The 15168-nt window shown below is 68.3% G+C and carries 16 protein-coding genes; 7 read left to right on the plus strand and 9 right to left on the minus strand.

Translation table 11 applies throughout. The features are described 5' to 3' along the window. Position 1: 1 nt before the first annotated feature. Positions 2-673 carry a hypothetical protein gene (locus JNUCC0626_RS31025; protein ID WP_394614279.1) on the minus strand — a complete coding sequence of 224 codons (672 nt, stop codon included), beginning with the start codon at positions 671-673 and terminating at the stop codon, positions 2-4. Between the two features lie 154 nt (positions 674-827). Here JNUCC0626_RS31025 and JNUCC0626_RS31030 point away from each other — a divergent pair, with 154 nt between their 5' ends. The 3 genes from JNUCC0626_RS31030 to JNUCC0626_RS31040 all read left to right on the plus strand — a co-directional run bounded on the left by JNUCC0626_RS31030 (position 828) and on the right by JNUCC0626_RS31040 (position 2818). Next, positions 828-1340: a beta-class carbonic anhydrase gene (locus JNUCC0626_RS31030; protein ID WP_363845665.1), complete on the plus strand. Its 513-nt coding sequence runs from the start codon at positions 828-830 to the stop codon at positions 1338-1340. Between the two features lie 97 nt (positions 1341-1437). Continuing rightward, positions 1438-2307 carry an A/G-specific adenine glycosylase gene (locus tag JNUCC0626_RS31035; RefSeq protein WP_394614280.1) on the plus strand — a complete coding sequence of 290 codons (870 nt, stop codon included), beginning with the start codon at positions 1438-1440 and terminating at the stop codon, positions 2305-2307. 1 nt (position 2308) lies between these two features. Further along, a complete protein-coding gene (locus JNUCC0626_RS31040; protein ID WP_394614281.1) occupies positions 2309-2818 on the plus strand; it encodes a 2'-5' RNA ligase family protein in 510 nt (169 codons plus the stop codon). On the opposite strand, the gene JNUCC0626_RS31045 is transcribed toward JNUCC0626_RS31040, so the two are convergent. Further along, complete coding sequence (locus JNUCC0626_RS31045; RefSeq protein ID WP_394614282.1) at positions 2767-3477, minus strand: alpha/beta fold hydrolase; 711 nt, start codon at positions 3475-3477, stop codon at positions 2767-2769. The two genes, JNUCC0626_RS31040 and JNUCC0626_RS31045, sit on opposite strands and share 52 nt — an antisense overlap. A 51-nt stretch (positions 3478-3528) precedes the next feature. Between JNUCC0626_RS31045 and JNUCC0626_RS31050 the strand changes: the two genes are divergently transcribed. Genes JNUCC0626_RS31050 through JNUCC0626_RS31060 form a run of 3 tightly spaced genes read left to right on the plus strand, consistent with a single transcriptional unit; the run spans position 3529 to position 6096 of the window. Further along, positions 3529-4980 carry a M1 family metallopeptidase gene (locus JNUCC0626_RS31050; protein ID WP_394614284.1) on the plus strand — a complete coding sequence of 484 codons (1452 nt, stop codon included), beginning with the start codon at positions 3529-3531 and terminating at the stop codon, positions 4978-4980. Between the two features lie 10 nt (positions 4981-4990). Beyond that, on the plus strand, positions 4991-5302 hold the full coding sequence (locus JNUCC0626_RS31055) for an antibiotic biosynthesis monooxygenase family protein (RefSeq protein WP_394614285.1): 312 nt from the start codon (positions 4991-4993) through the stop codon (positions 5300-5302). Next, entirely contained in the window at positions 5302-6096 is a 795-nt protein-coding gene (locus tag JNUCC0626_RS31060) for an SIR2 family NAD-dependent protein deacylase (protein WP_394622136.1), read from the plus strand. Before JNUCC0626_RS31055 ends, JNUCC0626_RS31060 begins: the two co-directional genes overlap by 1 nt. Here JNUCC0626_RS31060 and JNUCC0626_RS31065 read toward each other — a convergent pair. The 7 genes from JNUCC0626_RS31065 to JNUCC0626_RS31095 form a co-directional block, all read right to left on the minus strand. Then, positions 6068-7090, minus strand: coding sequence for an endonuclease/exonuclease/phosphatase family protein (locus JNUCC0626_RS31065; RefSeq protein ID WP_394614287.1), 1023 nt, complete (start codon positions 7088-7090; stop codon positions 6068-6070). The two genes, JNUCC0626_RS31060 and JNUCC0626_RS31065, sit on opposite strands and share 29 nt — an antisense overlap. 315 nt (positions 7091-7405) lie before the next feature. Continuing rightward, complete coding sequence (locus JNUCC0626_RS31070) at positions 7406-8245, minus strand: hypothetical protein (RefSeq protein WP_394614288.1); 840 nt, start codon at positions 8243-8245, stop codon at positions 7406-7408. A 56-nt stretch (positions 8246-8301) separates the two neighbouring features. Continuing rightward, the gene (locus tag JNUCC0626_RS31075) at positions 8302-9117 is read right to left on the minus strand and encodes a hypothetical protein (RefSeq protein WP_394614289.1); all 816 of its coding nucleotides are present in this window, start codon (positions 9115-9117) and stop codon (positions 8302-8304) included. Continuing rightward, positions 9117-10277, minus strand: coding sequence for a WXG100 family type VII secretion target (locus tag JNUCC0626_RS31080; protein ID WP_394614290.1), 1161 nt, complete (start codon positions 10275-10277; stop codon positions 9117-9119). The genes JNUCC0626_RS31075 and JNUCC0626_RS31080 overlap by 1 nt, the downstream gene beginning before the upstream one ends. A gap of 7 nt (positions 10278-10284) precedes the next feature. Beyond that, positions 10285-10605 carry a WXG100 family type VII secretion target gene (locus tag JNUCC0626_RS31085; RefSeq protein ID WP_394614291.1) on the minus strand — a complete coding sequence of 107 codons (321 nt, stop codon included), beginning with the start codon at positions 10603-10605 and terminating at the stop codon, positions 10285-10287. After that, positions 10602-11264, minus strand: a complete 663-nt coding sequence (locus JNUCC0626_RS31090) for a YbaB/EbfC family nucleoid-associated protein (protein ID WP_394614292.1) — start codon at positions 11262-11264, stop codon at positions 10602-10604. The genes JNUCC0626_RS31085 and JNUCC0626_RS31090 overlap by 4 nt, the downstream gene beginning before the upstream one ends. Before the next feature lie 201 nt (positions 11265-11465). After that, on the minus strand, positions 11466-14027 hold the full coding sequence (locus JNUCC0626_RS31095) for an ATP-dependent Clp protease ATP-binding subunit (protein WP_394614293.1): 2562 nt from the start codon (positions 14025-14027) through the stop codon (positions 11466-11468). 317 nt (positions 14028-14344) lie between these two features. Here JNUCC0626_RS31095 and JNUCC0626_RS31100 point away from each other — a divergent pair, with 317 nt between their 5' ends. Further along, positions 14345-15148, plus strand: a complete 804-nt coding sequence (locus JNUCC0626_RS31100) for a (2Fe-2S)-binding protein (RefSeq protein ID WP_394614295.1) — start codon at positions 14345-14347, stop codon at positions 15146-15148. The last annotated feature ends 20 nt before the right edge of the window (positions 15149-15168 follow it).

Genomic DNA, 15168 nt, shown 5'->3' on the forward strand with positions numbered 1-15168 from the left:
GCTAGTGCTCGAGCCTGAAGACCGTGGGTGAGCTGGCCTTTCCGGCCAGCTTCGCCACCAGCAGGTAGTCCCCCGGCCCGACTCGGGTGTGCGCGCCGCAGCCGGGCTGCGAGGTCGAGCCCGCCCAGTTCGTGCCGTAGTTGAAGACCTCCTTCGGCTGCATCACGCGCGTCTCGCTGCCGGTGGCCGCGAGGCAGTGGTTGCTCGACCACAGCACCGTCGCGCCGTCCGCCGTCAGGATCGTGAGCTCGCGGTGCTGGCGGCCGATGTCCTTGATGCACGGCACCGGCCCGTTGTTGGCGATGTCCATGGACAGTTCGGGCTGGTCACCGATGGTGTAGAAGGGCTTGTTGGCCTTCGCCACGACCCCGATCACGTCGTCCGGGCACGCCTGCGGCGGTCCGGGAGGCGGAGGCGGCGGGGTGGTCTCCGTCGGCGACGGCGGCGGGGTCGTCGAGGAGGACGACGCGGCCGCCGGGCTCTCGGAGCCGCTCGGTGGCGGGTTCGAGGCCGAGGTCGAGGCCGCGTTGGTCGGCTGCGAGGTCTCGGCGTCGGAGCCGAACATCCCGACGATCCAGATCACCAGCAGGAGTGTGACCAGGGCGGCGGCGATCGCGGCGATGCGGCGGCGCCAGTACACCGTGGGCGACAGCGGACCTGTGGGCTCGATCACGGCCCGAACGTAACCGGGTCGTGCGGAATCCAGGCGTAGGCGAGCATCGCTCGATCGGTTGAACGTGACATAGAGCGGAAACCCCTTGTGAACGCGTGCTAACTCCGGTTCCAATCGACGCGGGGTCCGCCGGTAGGCCATGGAGGTGTGTCACATGACCGCGATCGACGAGCTGCTCAAGCGGAACTACGAACTCGGGAACGTGGTTCCCGGAGACCGTTCGTCCGCGAAGCCGTCCCTGCAGGTAGCCATCCTGACCTGCATGGACTCGCGCATCCGGGTGTTCGAGATCTTCGGCTTGAAGCAGGGCGAGGCGCACGTGCTGCGCAACGCGGGCGGTGTCGTCACGGACGACGCGATCCGCTCGCTGGCGCTGAGCCAGCGCAAGCTCGGCACGCGTGAGGTGCTGCTCGTGCACCACACGAACTGCGGCCTGGAGATGGTCACCGAGGACGACTTCAAGGACGAGCTGGAGGCCGACACCGGTCTGCGCCCGACCTGGGCCGTCGAGGCGTTCAAGGTGGTCGAGCAGAGCGTGCGCGGGTCGATGGCGCGGCTGCGGCGCAGCCCGTTCATCCCGCACACCGACAAGATCCGCGGCTTCGTCTACGACGTGCACACCGGTGAGCTGCGCGAGGTCGACGCGGCCGAGACCGCGGCGGCCTGACGAGAACTGCTGGAAGGGCCCCGCTCGCACGTGCGACGGGGCCCTTTCGCTTGCCTGGGCATCGGGCCCGCTTTCCCTTGGGCGACAATGGCGGGCGATGAATCACGAGTTGCTGTTGGGCTGGTGGGACACCGCCGCCCGCGACCTGCCGTGGCGCCGTCCCGACTGCACCGCCTGGGGCGTGCTGGTCAGCGAGATCATGCTCCAGCAGACGCCGGTCTCCCGCGTCGAACCGATCTGGCACGAGTGGCTGGCGCGCTGGCCCGTGCCGTCCGCGATGGCCGCCTCATCGCAGGGCGAGGTGCTGCGGATGTGGGGCAAGCTCGGCTATCCGAGGCGTGCCATGCGGCTGCACGAGGCCGCGACCGCGATCGCCCGCGACCACGGTGACGTGGTGCCGTCGGACATCGAGACGCTGGAGTCGTTGCCGGGCATCGGCAGCTACACGGCGCGTGCGGTGGCCACGTTCGCGTACGGGCAGAAGTGCGCCGTCGTCGACACGAACGTCCGACGCGTCGTCGCGCGCGCTGTGCACGGGGCCGGGGATGCCGGACCGCCGTCGACCAAGCGCGACCTGCGGGACGTCGAGGCGATCCTGCCCGAGGACCAGCACGACGCCGCCGTGTTCTCGGCCGCGTTGATGGAGCTCGGGGCGTTGATCTGCACGGCCAAGAACCAGAAGTGCGCCGACTGCCCGTTGTTCGACGTCTGCGCGTGGCAGCGGGCCGGACGACCTGCGTACGCGGGTCCGGAGAAGAAGGTGCAGAAGTTCGCCGGCACCGATCGGCAGGTGCGCGGCAAGCTGCTGGACGTGCTGCGCGGCGCACCCGGTCCGGTGCCGAAGTTCCAGCTCGACATCGTCTGGAACGACATCACGCAGCGGGAGAAGTGCCTGGTCTCGTTGCTGGACGACGGCCTGGTGGAGCAGACGCAGGACGGCCTGTTCGCACTTCCCGGGGAGCACTGAGATGCACGCGCTGGTGGCGTTCTTCGACGACGAGGCGGAGCGCAAGGTCCGTGCGTTGCAGACGCGCGTGGGCGCGAAGCACAAGTACGCGCCGCACCTGACATACGCCGTCGCGGGCACCATCGGCCCGAAGGTCCGCAAGGAGCTGCGCGAGGACCTCGAACGGCTGTGGATGCCGGACCTCTACCTGCACACGCTCAGCACGTTCTCCACGTCCGAGAACGTGCTGATGCTCGCCGCCGTGGTCGACACCGAACTGCTGGCGGTCCACAGCGCCATCCACGACGTGCTGGCGAGCAAGGTGAAGAACCCGAGCGCCTACTACCTGCCGGGCAACTGGGTGCCGCACTGCACGCTCGTGCACGATGTCGACGACGAGGCGATGAAGGCCGCGTTCGCCGCCGTCTTCCCGGTGGAACCGATCCGCGCGAAGGTGCGCGAGGTGTCGGTCGTCGACACTCAGACCGGCGAGATCGACGTGCTCAAGAAGGCCTCCACAGCCCCTCGGTAGACCCACGGCGCGCTGTCGTGCACGACGTGCCCGGCCTCCTCGACGTAGAGGTACTGGCCGCCGGAACGTCGTGCCGCCTCTGCCATCTGCCCTGGCAGCTGGCCGCCCTTGCCCGCCTCGATGACGAGCGACGGGCACTGCACGGCGTCGATGAAGTCCCAGTACGCGCGAGTGCCCCAGTGCCCGGCGATCTCGTACAGGTCGTCCATCTCGGCGATCAGGTGCCAGCCGTCCTCGCGTTCCTCGAAGTACTCGCAGAACAGCGGCGCGCCGAAGTACTGCCGGATGTGCCCGAGCGACTGGAAGGGCACCGGCCACGCGTCGAAGAGCCACTTCCACTCGTCGACCGTGCGGCCGCGGTTGTCCGGGGCGAAGTCCTCGACCACAATCGCGCGCACCAGGTCCGGACGGGTCGCCGCGAGACACCACGCGTGCAGCCCGCCCATGGAGTGCCCGATCACGACGGCGGGCCCGAGGCCGAGGTCCTCGATCGCCCGCGCGGCGTCGGCGACGAAGTCCTCGGTGCGAAACGGTCCCCGCTGCTGGTTGCGGCCGTGTCCGCGCTGGTCGATCGCGACCACCCGACCGAAGGGCTCGAGCCACTGCGCGACCGGCCACCAGGCGGTGGCCCTGCTCATCAGACCGTGCAGGAGCAGCACGCTTTGACCCGTTCCGCCGAACTCCACCACCGACACAGGGATGATTAACGCATGAAGGCCCGTCCGTACCTGATCGCCCTGGTGTTGATCGTGCTAGTCGCCGGTCTGCTCGTCGTGTTCAGAACGCCGAGCAACGACCCGGCGCAGCAGGCCTCGGAGACCTCGCCGCAGGCCGCGGTGGAGGCCGGGGCGGGCGCGGGCGACGCGTACTACCCGACGGACGGCAACAGCGGCTACGACGTCACCCTCTACGACCTCGCCATCAGCTACGACCCGGAGTCGAAGAAGCTCGACGGCGTCGCGACGATCACCGCGACGGCCTCGCAGGACCTCTCGCGCTTCAACCTCGACCTGGAGGGCCTGGAGGTCAGCGACGTGAAGGTCGGCGGCCAGGCGGCGAAGTTCGCGCACCAGGGCGACCACGAGCTCGTGATCACGCCCTCGTCGCCGCTCGCCAACGGCAAGCCGTTCACGACCGTCGTCACCTACGGCGGCGAGCCCACCACGATCAACGACGCTTCACTGGGCCGCAGCGGCTGGCAGATCTCCTCCACCGGCGGTGCTTTCGCCGCAGGTCAGCCGCACTCCGCGACGACGTGGTTCCCGGCCAACGACACCCCGCGCGACAAGGCGGCGCTGAAGGTCGCGGCCCGCGTGCCGGACGGCTGGACGGCCATCTCCAACGGCCTGGAAGGACCGGTCACGCGCGACGGCGGCTGGACGACGTTCACCTGGTCCGAGGAGACCCCGCTCGCGACCTACCTGGCCACCGTGGCGATCGACAAGTTCGAGATCGTCCGCTCGACCCTGCCGAACGGCACGCCGGTGGTCGACGCCTACGCGCCCGGCACGTCCGCGGCGAAGAAGCCGATCCAGGCGCAGGGCCCGGAGGTCCTCGCCTACCTGGAGACGAAGTTCGGCCCGTACCCGCAGCGCGCCGCCGGCAGCATCTGGGTGGCGGACCAGATCGGGTTCTCGCTGGAGACCCAGACGCGCCCGATCTACGCGGCCTGGGCCGACCTGGAGACCGTCGTGCACGAGAACGCCCACCAGTGGTTCGGCGACTCGGTGTCGATCAAGAACTGGGCGGACATCTGCCTGAACGAGTGCCTGGCGTCCTACGCGCAGTGGCTGTGGCTGGAGCACGAGGGCACCGACCTCGACGAGCGCTACCGCGACCAGATCGAGCAACGGCGCGACCGGTCCGCGTTCTGGGCGCCGAAGCTCTACGACATGGGCAAGGGCAACGAGTTCCGCGGCGTCTACGACAAGGGCCTGCTCGGCATGCACGCGCTGCGCAAGCAGGTCGGGGACGACGTGTTCTTCAAGGCGTTGCAGGCGTGGGCAACGCAACACCGCGACGGCAACGCCTCGTGGCCGGAGTTCGAAGAGCACTTCAAGAAGGCTTCCGGCCAGGACCTGACCGCGTTCTTCAAGGCGTGGTTCCGGGACTCGGGCATTCCCGACGATCAGTACCTGCTGCCTGTCGGGGTGCGCCGCTAGGCTGGTTCGCATGGCAGTCGTGAAGATCAACGCGATCAAGGTTCCCGAGGGCAACGGCCCCGAGCTCGAGAAGCGGTTCGCCGCCCGCCTGGGCGCGGTGGACGAGCAGCCCGGCTTCCTGGGCTTCGAGCTCCTGCGCCCGGTGTCCGGCGATGACCGCTACTTCGTCGTGACGCACTGGGAGACGCACGAGGACTTCGTGGCGTGGCGCGGCAGCCAGGCCAGCGCGGAGGCCCACTCGGGCGAGCGCGCGAGGCCCGTGTCGTCCGGCGCGGACCTGCTGGAGTTCGAGGTCGTGCTGGGCAGCAAGCCCAAGCAGTGATCGAAGAGGCTTACGACAGAGCCGCCGAGCTGATCGCCGGCGCGGACGCCGTTCTCGTCTGCGCCGGTGCCGGCATCGGCGTCGACTCCGGCCTGCCGGACTTCCGCGGCACCGAGGGCTTCTGGCGGGCGTACCCGCCGTACGAGCGGCTGGGGCTGAAGTTCGAGGAGATCGCCGACCCGGTGCACTTCGCCGACGACCCCGCGCTGGCGTGGGGTTTCTACGGCCACCGGCTGCGGCTGTACCGCGACACCGTGCCGCACGAGGGCTTCGCCGTGCTGCGGACCTGGGACGCGCGGGTCTTCACGTCCAACGTGGACGGTCAGTTCCAGAAGGCGGGCTTCACCGACGTCGCCGAGGTCCACGGCTCGATCCACCACGCCCAGTGCGTGGAACCGTGCACGGACGAGATCTGGGAATGCGCCTTCGACGTCGAGGTCGACCCCGAGACGATGCGCGCGGTGGGCCCGTTGCCGTCGTGCCCGTCGTGCGGCGGCCTGGCAAGACCCAACATCCTGATGTTCGGCGACTGGGGCTGGGTCCCGCACCGCAGCCAACGACAACTCGACGAACTCAACGAGTGGCGCCGTGCGCAACGTCAGTTGGCAGTGATCGAGATCGGCGCCGGCACAGCCGTCCCGACCGTCCGCCGCCAGGCCGAACTCGCCAGCGCGGCTTCCGGGGCTCTCATCCGCATCAACACGCGCGAACCGGCCGTCCGCCACGGCAGAGGCGTCAGCCTCCCCACGGGCGCTCTAGAAGCCCTCACAGCCTTGGCACGACGAACTGCGTGACGACGGCCCGGTGATCACTACCGGGCACGTCGAACACGTCGACCGTGTCAACGATGATCTTCGAGTCGACCAGCACGTGGTCGATGGTGACCGGCGGCGGCCAGAACCCGCTGTTGCTCGGCCACGTGTGGATGAGCCCCTTGCCGACCTGGTCGGCCGCGTCCACGTACCCCTTGTTCAACAACCGCGTCAGCCCGACGTGGTCGAGCGTGGCGTTGAAGTCGCCCGCCAGCACCCGCAACGCCCCGGTCGAGTCCGGTGAGGGCAACCCGGCCATCTCGCGCTGCCAGGCCTCCGGCCCGTCCGTCACCACGGGCGGCAACGGGTGCACCGACACCACCTCGATGTCGTTGCCCGGCAGCTCCACCAACGCCCCGGCCTGCTGCAACGAGCCGGGTGGCGTCAAATTCCGCTGCCGCAACGGATACCGCGACGCGAGCCCACTGCCGGACCCACCCGGCTCGTCGAGGAACACCCGATTGGGCAACACCTGGTTCAACCCGGCCCGCTCGAGGTCGCGCACCATCTCCGGCGTCAACTCCTGCATCGCCAGGACGTCGACGTTCCGCCGCTTCACCTCCTGCACGATGAACTCGGCATCGGCGATCCCGGTGAGCAGGTTCGAGGTCATCAACCGAACCTGCTGCCCCACCCCGTTGGGCCGCGCGTCGGAAAAGGCCCGCGGCGCCACGTTCGCGACCAGCACGATCCCGACGAGCGTCATCGTCAACCCGATGACCCACCTGCGCCGCATGAGGGCGAACAAGCCGATCAGCAGACCCACGACGGTGTAGTAGGGCGTCAACGAGGTGGCGGCGATCATGTACCGCGTCCCGTCGATGCCGAGCAGCCTGACCAGCGCCGCCGTGACGAACGCCAGCGCGCACAGGAACAGCAAGAACGTGGCGAACCCGCTCCTCGGCGCCTTCACCTCGGTGGTGACCACGCCGTGCAGTGTCGCCGACCGCTCGTCAGTCTCCGGTGTGGTCCCCATGCACCAAAAGACGGCCGACGGCCCCCGCCCGTTGCCCGCCGAAACTGTCAGACCCCTCCGCCATGCTGAACCCAACCACTGGCAAGGAGACCGATGGACACCAGGCCAGGGAACCAACCGCAGTCGCCAACGCAAGGTGACCACCGCCCAAGCCAGGCGCGCGCACCCAACCGGACACCCACTTCATTCGTCACGACCTGCGCAAGCACCCTCGCAACCGCAGCCCGCCCAACAAAACGCAACCAACCCCGCTGCGAACAGGACCCAGCCAACACAAGCCGACCCGCAGGACTCGCAGCTCGAAGAAGTCCATGATCAAAGCGCCGCAGCGGGATGCCGGGGCCGCGCACCGGGCATCCGGTCGAGCAGCCCGCAGATCGTGTCGACCACGACCATCAGGTCGTCGGGGTAGATGTGGTCGTACCCCACCAGGTAGACGAAGCCGGCCTCGAAGGTCAGCGTCATCTCCTTGGCCCAGGCGGGCAACGACTCCTCCTGGTCGATGAGCCAGTGCAGCGCGTCGAAGTTCAGCTCACGGCCCGCTGCCACCGGATCGCAACCGTACGCAGAGAACTCCTGGTCCATCGGCGGCGCCAACGGCACCGGCACCCACTCGGCACCGGCCTGCTCGGCGGTCTCCGGCTCGGTGCCGACAACCAGCTTCCACTCGGACGCCAACTGGCCGGGCGACAGCGCTTGCCCGTTGTTGACGCTGTACTTGCTGGGCCGCCTGACCTTCAACGGCGCCAACCGCGCGGTCGCGATCTCCACGCGGTGCTCCTGCAGCCAGCGCACGCCGAAGCCGCGGCTGTCGTACCGGATGGACGCCTCGGTGACCCGCACGTGCCACGGCCCGCGCTGAAAGTCGACCGACAGGTCGTACTGCCGCTGCGACCGGAACGCGATCGAGAACTCGTTCACGAACGGCTTGCGGAGCTCGGCCGTCCACATCGCCGCCTCACCGGGACCGAGCACCTTGCCGCCGAGCCGCTGCACGAGTGGCGCGAGGGCGGCGATCTGCTCCTCGCGCCTCTTGGCATGGCCGCGGAACTGCAGCCATCGGCGCACGACGAGAAAGACGATCACAGCGGCCGTCCACGCCAGGAAGTAGGGCGTGAGGACGACGTCGTTCCAGATCTTCAGGAGGATGTCCACGATCAGCTGTCCAGATGCCCTTCGATGTTCTGCTGGGTGTGATCAGTTCCGGCGATTCACACGGCTGCCGGATGCCGCGGCCGCACGTTCGGCATGCGATCGAGCGCACCGACGATCGCGTCGACGACGGGCAGCAACGTCTGCTCGTCGATCGGCCCGCGCATCGTGGTGTAGACGATCCCGTTCTCGAACGTGAGGGACAGGAAGCGCCCGATGACGACGGGCAACGCGTCGACCTGGTCCAGCAGCCACTCCAGCGCCTCGGGGTTGAAGGCCCGAGACGCGACAGCGAGGTCGTTGGCGAACACAGCGAACTCGTGGTCGGTCTCAGGCGGCAGGCGCAGCGGCAACCACTCGGCGTTCGCGCGCGCCACGGTGAGCGGCTGCGCGGCGAGCCACCCGCTCAGGTAGCCCGGTGCGACCGAGCGGCCGAGGAAGTCGACGTGCTGACGTCGCGTGAGCCGCATGGGAGCCACGCGCGCCGTGGCCACCTCGAACCGGTGCTCCTGCAGCCTGATCACCCCGCGCGACCCCTGCTGCCTCATCGAGGCCTGCGCCACCCGCACGTGCCAAGGTCCGCGCCGAAAGTCCAACGCCAGGTCGTACCTGGGCTTGGAGCGCTGAAGGAGTTTGTCGACGAACCCGGTGACGTGACTCGCGAGCGGTCCCCGCAGATCATCCGACCACGCGGCCGCCCGGTCGGCGCCGACCACCTCGCCACCGAGCTCGGCGGCCAGCGGCGCCATCGCGACCGCCTGGTCAGCGTCGGCCTTGCGGTTGCGGCGAAGCTGCCACCAACGCCGCACGGCTACTGCGCTGAGCGAGAACGCCACCACGGCGGCGATCGGCCACACCAGTGACAAGAACTCCATCAAAGGTCCAGGTCCCCTTCGATCCGCTGCTTCTGCCCGTCTGTGCCGGTGTCGTCGTACTCGGTGCTCTTCCGGTAGTTGCCGATGTTCCGCAAGGGCTTGTCGATTCCCGCGTTCGTTCCCGTGCCGACGCCCAGCTGGCCGCGCGCCGCGTCGAACACCGCGGTGCCCATCGCCTTCGGGAATCCGCTCGCGACCCGCTCGCCGATCATGCCCCCGTCGCTGCCCCACAACTTGGCGACCGCCGGCACCGGGACGCCGGGGAAGCCTCGCTCCACGTCCTTCTTGCTGACTTCCTTGACGAGGTCGGCAAGGTCGACGTTCGACCTCTTGTCGGCCATGGACTTCTGGAACGCGGTCCGCACGTTCTTGATCCTGCCCACGAGCCCGCGCAGGAAAGCCATGATCTTGTCGAGGAACTGGCGCAACCTGGCGACGATGCGCGCGACTCGACTGCCGGTCGTCGCGACGCGGACGCCGGTGGCCGCGCCAGCGGCGGCCGTCGACGCGCCGAAACTCGGCACCGCGGCCGCCAACGCGGGAATCCAGATCATGACCAGCCAGGTGATCAACTCGGTGAGGATCGCCTTGATGAAGTCCTCGACGATGGTCATGATCATGCTCGACACCTGCAGCATGCTCGCGAGCTCGCCCGCCTGACCCGCGACGCCGTCGATGCCGTTGGCGAACTCGCCGAGCTTCGTGCCGGCCACCTCGGACGCCTGGCCACCCCAGGTCTGCACGGCGCTCTGCAGATCGGCGTCGAACTTCGCCCTCATGTCGGCGACGCCCTTGGCGATGTTGCTGAAGTTCTCCGCCGCCTGCTGCAACGCGGGACCGTCGCCGCTCACGAAGTGGATCGCGTCCTCCAGCGGCTGCACCACGCTGATCAGGAAATTCAGACCCTGCCCGACCAACCAGCCGATCGGGTCGGTCGCGATGCCGTAAACCGAGGTCCCCAGGGATCCGAGGACCGCCGCTCCCTCGGAAGCGAGTCCGATCACCTCGGAGCCGTCCGCACCGTCGCTGAACTTGCCGGCGGCCTCGGCGGTCTTGAGGTAGTTCCCGTAGAACGGGGCGGCCTCCGCCATCTTCCTGCCGGTGGTCTTCTCCCCGACCGTGATCTCGACGCCGCCGGCGCTGGTCTTCTGTTCCGCCACGACGCCCCTACTTCCGGTCGATCTCGACCTGGATGCCGTTGAAGATCTTCTTCAACGCCTCTTCCTGGTCCGCGTAGCCCTGCGCGGTGCCCCGGAACTTGCCGGCGCCGGACTGAAGCCCTTCCTGCATGTCGGTGAACAGGTCTTTCAGGTCACCGAGCATCCGGGTGTAGTTGTCCTTGGTGACGAGGCCGACGACACCCCACGACTTGTCGCCGACATCCGCCATGTCGACGAGCCCGGCGATCTGCACGGCCCGGCTCTGGTGAGCGTCGAGCTTGCCTGCGAACTGCCTGAGTTCCTCCGGATTGACGTCGAACCCGCTCATCGGCCGCCGTCCTCGTCGTCGTAGAGGTTGAGGAATCGATCGTCCTTCTTGGACGGTTGCGGTGCTTGAGGCGATCCGGTGGCCCAGGAGTCACCACGAAGGACGTTCTGATCGGAGAAGTCCTCTGCCGGTTCGGGTGCCGGACGGCGGGGTGGTGCCGGCGGCCGTGCCTGCCCTGCGGGAGGGGCTTGCGGAGCCGGTGGTGGCGGTGGAGCAGGCGGCGCCTGCTGAGGAGCCGCAGGGACCGCGCCCTCGTCCGCAGTCAACGCGCGCAGGTCGGCCGGGCTCATGCCGAAGAGCTGGGCCTGCGTTTCCAGCACCTGGTCCTTGAGGTGCATGTCGTCGCCCAACGCGCCCTCGACGATTCCCGCCTGGCGGCGTGCTGCTTCCGCGACCGCCTTCTGCAGCGTCGACATCAGTTCCGCGGCCAACGCGTGCGGTGGGCGGCGCATCGCCTGGTCGGTGAGCCTGATGTCCTTGATGGACCCCGAGGGGCCCGCCACCACCGTCACCGCGCGGTCGGCCGACGTGGCCACCGCCTCCAGCTCGGTCAGCTGTTGTTGCATCTCACCGAGGTTGGCGAACTGCTGATCGACCCGGTGCATCTGGGCCTGGAACCGCTCGAACTGGGCAACCAACTGGTCGAACTCCGCCGACACGACCGTCCCCCGAATCCCCTGTCAGCGCGCGACCCCAGTTGATCGTGCGAGCGGGACCATGCTGGCAGTGAAACGGCTGTCCGGCAGCAAAACGGGCGAATCCACTCTGCTGAGTGAGGCGCGTGACAGAACGAGACCGGCCCCCGGGCTCGGTGAGCCTGGGGGCCGGTCTGCGGGTACTGCGTCAGATCACTTGCTGGGTCACTCGGTTTCGGTCGCCGGGGCGTCCTGCGACTCGATGGCCGCCGTGGCGGTCAGGTCGACCGGCGGGGCGTCCGGCACGCGGTTCGGCTTGGCCTCGCCGCGGAACACGAACTTCGCCTTGTCGTGGTCGTCCGAGACGCCGTCCCAGCCCTCGATGTCGGTGATGATGATCTGGCCCGGCTGGATCTCACCGAACAGGATCTTCTCCGACAGCTGGTCCTCGATCTCGCGCTGGATCGTGCGGCGCAGCGGGCGAGCGCCCAGCACCGGGTCGAACCCGCGCTTCGCGAGCAGGGACTTGGCCCTGTCGGTCAGCTCGAGAGCCATGTCCTTGTTCTTCAACTGCGTCTCGACGCGGGCGATCATCAGGTCCACCATCTTGATGATCTCGTCCTGAGTCAGCTGGTGGAAGACGATGATGTCGTCGATGCGGTTGAGGAACTCGGGGCGGAAGTGCTTCTTCAGCTCGTCGTTGACCTTGTTCTTCATGCGCTCGTAGTTGGACGCGGTGTCCTGACCCGAGGTGAAGCCGAGGCCGACGGCCTTGCTGATGTCGGACGTGCCCAGGTTCGACGTGAAGATGATGACGGTGTTCTTGAAGTCCACCGTCCGGCCCTGACCGTCGGTCAGGCGACCGTCTTCCAGCACCTGGAGCAGCGTGTTGTAGACCTCGTTGTGCGCCTTCTCGATCTCGTCGAAGAGCACGACGGAGAACGGCTTGCGGCGCACCTTCTCGGTGAGCTGGCCGCCCTCTTCGTAGCCGACGTAACCGGGAGGGGCACCGAAGAGCCGCGACGCCGTGTAGCGGTCGTGGAACTCGCCCATGTCGATCTGGATGAGCGCGTCGTCCTCGCCGAACAGGAAGTTCGCGAGCGCCTTCGAGAGCTCGGTCTTACCGACACCGGACGGGCCGGCGAAGATGAACGAGCCGGAGGGGCGCTTCGGGTCCTTCAGGCCGGCGCGGGTGCGGCGGATCGCCTGCGACACGGCCTTGACCGCGTCCTGCTGGCCGATGATCCGCTTGTGCAGCTCGTCCTCCATGCGGAGCAGACGCGAGGTCTCCTCCTCGGTGAGCTTGAACACCGGGATGCCGGTCCAGTTGGCGAGGACCTCGGCGATCTGCTCCTCGTCGACCTCCGCGACGACGTCCAGATCACCGTCCTTCCACTGCTTCTCCCGCTCGGCCTTCTGGCCCAGCAGCTGCTTCTCCGCGTCGCGGAGCTTGGCGGCGCGCTCGAAGTCCTGCGCGTCGATCGCGGACTCCTTGTCGCGACGCACGTCCGCGATCTTCTCGTCGAACTCGCGCAGGTCCGGCGGCGCGGTCATCCGGCGGATGCGCATGCGAGCGCCCGCCTCGTCGATGAGGTCGATCGCCTTGTCCGGCAGGAACCGGTCGTTGATGTACCGGTCGGCCAGCGTGGCGGCGGCGACCAGCGCGGAGTCGGTAATCGAGACGCGGTGGTGCGCCTCGTACCGGTCGCGCAGGCCCTTCAGGATCTCGATGGTGTGCTCGAGCGACGGCTCGCCCACCTGGATCGGCTGGAAGCGGCGCTCCAGCGCGGGGTCCTTCTCGACGTGCTTGCGGTACTCGTCGAGCGTGGTGGCACCGATCGTCTGCAGCTCACCGCGAGCCAGCATCGGCTTGAGGATCGACGCGGCGTCGATCGCACCCTCGGCGGCACCCGCGCCGACGAGCGTGTGGATCTCGTCGATGAACAGGATGATGTCGCCGCGCGTGCGGATCTCCTTGAGCACCTTCTTCAGGCGCTCTTCGAAGTCACCGCGGTAGCGCGAGCCCGCGACCAGCGAGCCGAGGTCGAGCGTGTAGAGCTGCTTGTCCTTCAGCGTCTCGGGCACCTCGCCCTTGACGACCATCTGCGCCAGACCCTCGACGACGGCGGTCTTGCCGACGCCGGGCTCGCCGATGAGGACCGGGTTGTTCTTGGTGCGGCGGGACAGCACCTGCATGACCCGCTCGATCTCCTTGGCGCGCCCGATGACCGGGTCGAGCTTGCCCTCACGCGCCGAGGCAGTGAGGTTGCGCCCGAACTGGTCCAGCACCAGGGACGAGGACGGCGTGCCCTCGCCGCGACCGGTCGACTCCGCCGCACCCTTCTCGGTGGAGTAACCGGACAGCAGCTGGAGCACCTGCTGCCGCACCCTGTTGAGGTCGGCGCCGAGCTTCACCAGGACCTGGGCGGCGACGCCCTCGCCCTCGCGGATCAGGCCGAGCAGGATGTGCTCGGTGCCGATGTAGTTGTGGCCGAGCTGAAGCGCCTCACGCAGTGAGAGCTCCAGGACCTTCTTCGCACGTGGGGTGAAGGGGATGTGGCCGCTGGGGGCCTGCTGGCCCTGGCCGATGATCTCCTCGACCTGTTGGCGGACGCCTTCCAGCGCAATCCCCAACGACTCGAGCGCCTTGGCGGCGACACCTTCACCCTCGTGGATCAGACCCAGGAGGATGTGCTCGGTGCCGATGTAGTTGTGGTTGAGCATCCGTGCCTCTTCTTGGGCAAGGACAACCACCCGCCTCGCGCGGTCGGTGAACCTTTCGAACATTCGCACTCCCTGACTGCTGCGTCGGCGGTCCTCGGCTCCACCGATCTACCCTGGTGAGCGCGGCACCGTGGCTCCACTGTAGTGGGCGGTACCGAGGCCTGTGGTTCCCATCAGCGGCAAGCCGCGTCCGGTGAACGTTGACGTCTGCATCAACGCAGGTCGGGAGCAACGGATTCCACGTATCGGGCGATGTCCGCTGAACGCGAACAAGCCACCGTTGAGCGATACTCCTGTGACCGGAGCCACCTCGGGAGGCATAAGACGCGCGATCTTGGGTAAGGTTAGGCAAGCCTCATAGATGAGATTGGACTTGCGCGTTGACCGTACCTGCGAGGGTCTCACAGCAGAACCCGCGCGCGTTCACGCCTCTGGCCGAATCCATCGCCCGCCTGCAGACCGGTGCCGAGATCAGGTTCGGCACGCCCGTGCCCGCGCAGGAGTGGACGATCTGTTCGGACCTGCTGGCCGAACCGTCGCGGTTCGACCTGTGGCGCAAGGACCTCGCCGAGTGGATGGTCGAGCAGTACGGCGAGTCCGACGACCGCGCCACCGCCGGCTACATCATGGGCTGGTACCTGCACCAACCCGCCTACCTCGCGGGACTGCTCTTCCACACCGCCCGCCGGGTGCCGACGCTCAAGCCGTCCGACATGGCGTTCCGGATCAACACCGCGGGCCGCCCGCACCCCAACGGCATCGCGCTGATGTGCGACGAGTTCGCCTGCCTGCCCGACGACCCGGCCTCGAACCACCCGGCCGCCACGGTCGTCGCGAACGAGGCGGCGCTGGCCGCGATCCTGCGCGCCCGCTACGCCGGCCACGCGGCCCAGTTCGTCGCTTCCTTCGGTCAGGTGGTCCGCTTCGGCCGGCGCACGCTCTGGGCGGCCGCGACCGACATGCTGGAGTACGGCCCGTGGGCCGCCGGGCGCCTCTTCGGCGACGAGAACGCGGGCGTCACGGACGCCGCGATGATCCTGCCGGAGAAGCTGGAGCCGTTCGTCTCGGCCTCGACGCTGCACTTCACCGAAGAGGGCTGGAAGCGCAAGCGGAACAGCTGCTGCTTCCACTACGTGCTGCCGAACGCCGAGCCCTGCACGGCCTGCCCGCGCACCTGCGGCTGACCGGGACCCCTCCCGAACGT

This window comes from Lentzea sp. JNUCC 0626, assembly GCF_043632865.1.
Taxonomy (GTDB): Bacteria; Actinomycetota; Actinomycetes; order Mycobacteriales; family Pseudonocardiaceae; genus Lentzea.

Bases quoted from the DNA above. Each gene is read 5' to 3' on its own strand.
- JNUCC0626_RS31030 (WP_363845665.1), top strand. From the start codon at position 828: ATGACCGCGATCGACGAGCTGCTCAAGCGGAACTACGAACTCGGGAAC.
- JNUCC0626_RS31035 (WP_394614280.1), top strand. From the start codon at position 1,438: ATGAATCACGAGTTGCTGTTGGGCTGGTGGGACACCGCCGCCCGCGAC.
- JNUCC0626_RS31040 (WP_394614281.1), top strand. From the start codon at position 2,309: ATGCACGCGCTGGTGGCGTTCTTCGACGACGAGGCGGAGCGCAAGGTC.
- JNUCC0626_RS31050 (WP_394614284.1), top strand. From the start codon at position 3,529: ATGAAGGCCCGTCCGTACCTGATCGCCCTGGTGTTGATCGTGCTAGTC.
- JNUCC0626_RS31055 (WP_394614285.1), top strand. From the start codon at position 4,991: ATGGCAGTCGTGAAGATCAACGCGATCAAGGTTCCCGAGGGCAACGGC.
- JNUCC0626_RS31065 (WP_394614287.1), bottom strand. From the start codon at position 7,090: ATGGGGACCACACCGGAGACTGACGAGCGGTCGGCGACACTGCACGGC.
- JNUCC0626_RS31075 (WP_394614289.1), bottom strand. From the start codon at position 9,117: ATGGAGTTCTTGTCACTGGTGTGGCCGATCGCCGCCGTGGTGGCGTTC.
- JNUCC0626_RS31085 (WP_394614291.1), bottom strand. From the start codon at position 10,605: ATGAGCGGGTTCGACGTCAATCCGGAGGAACTCAGGCAGTTCGCAGGC.
- JNUCC0626_RS31095 (WP_394614293.1), bottom strand. From the start codon at position 14,027: ATGTTCGAAAGGTTCACCGACCGCGCGAGGCGGGTGGTTGTCCTTGCC.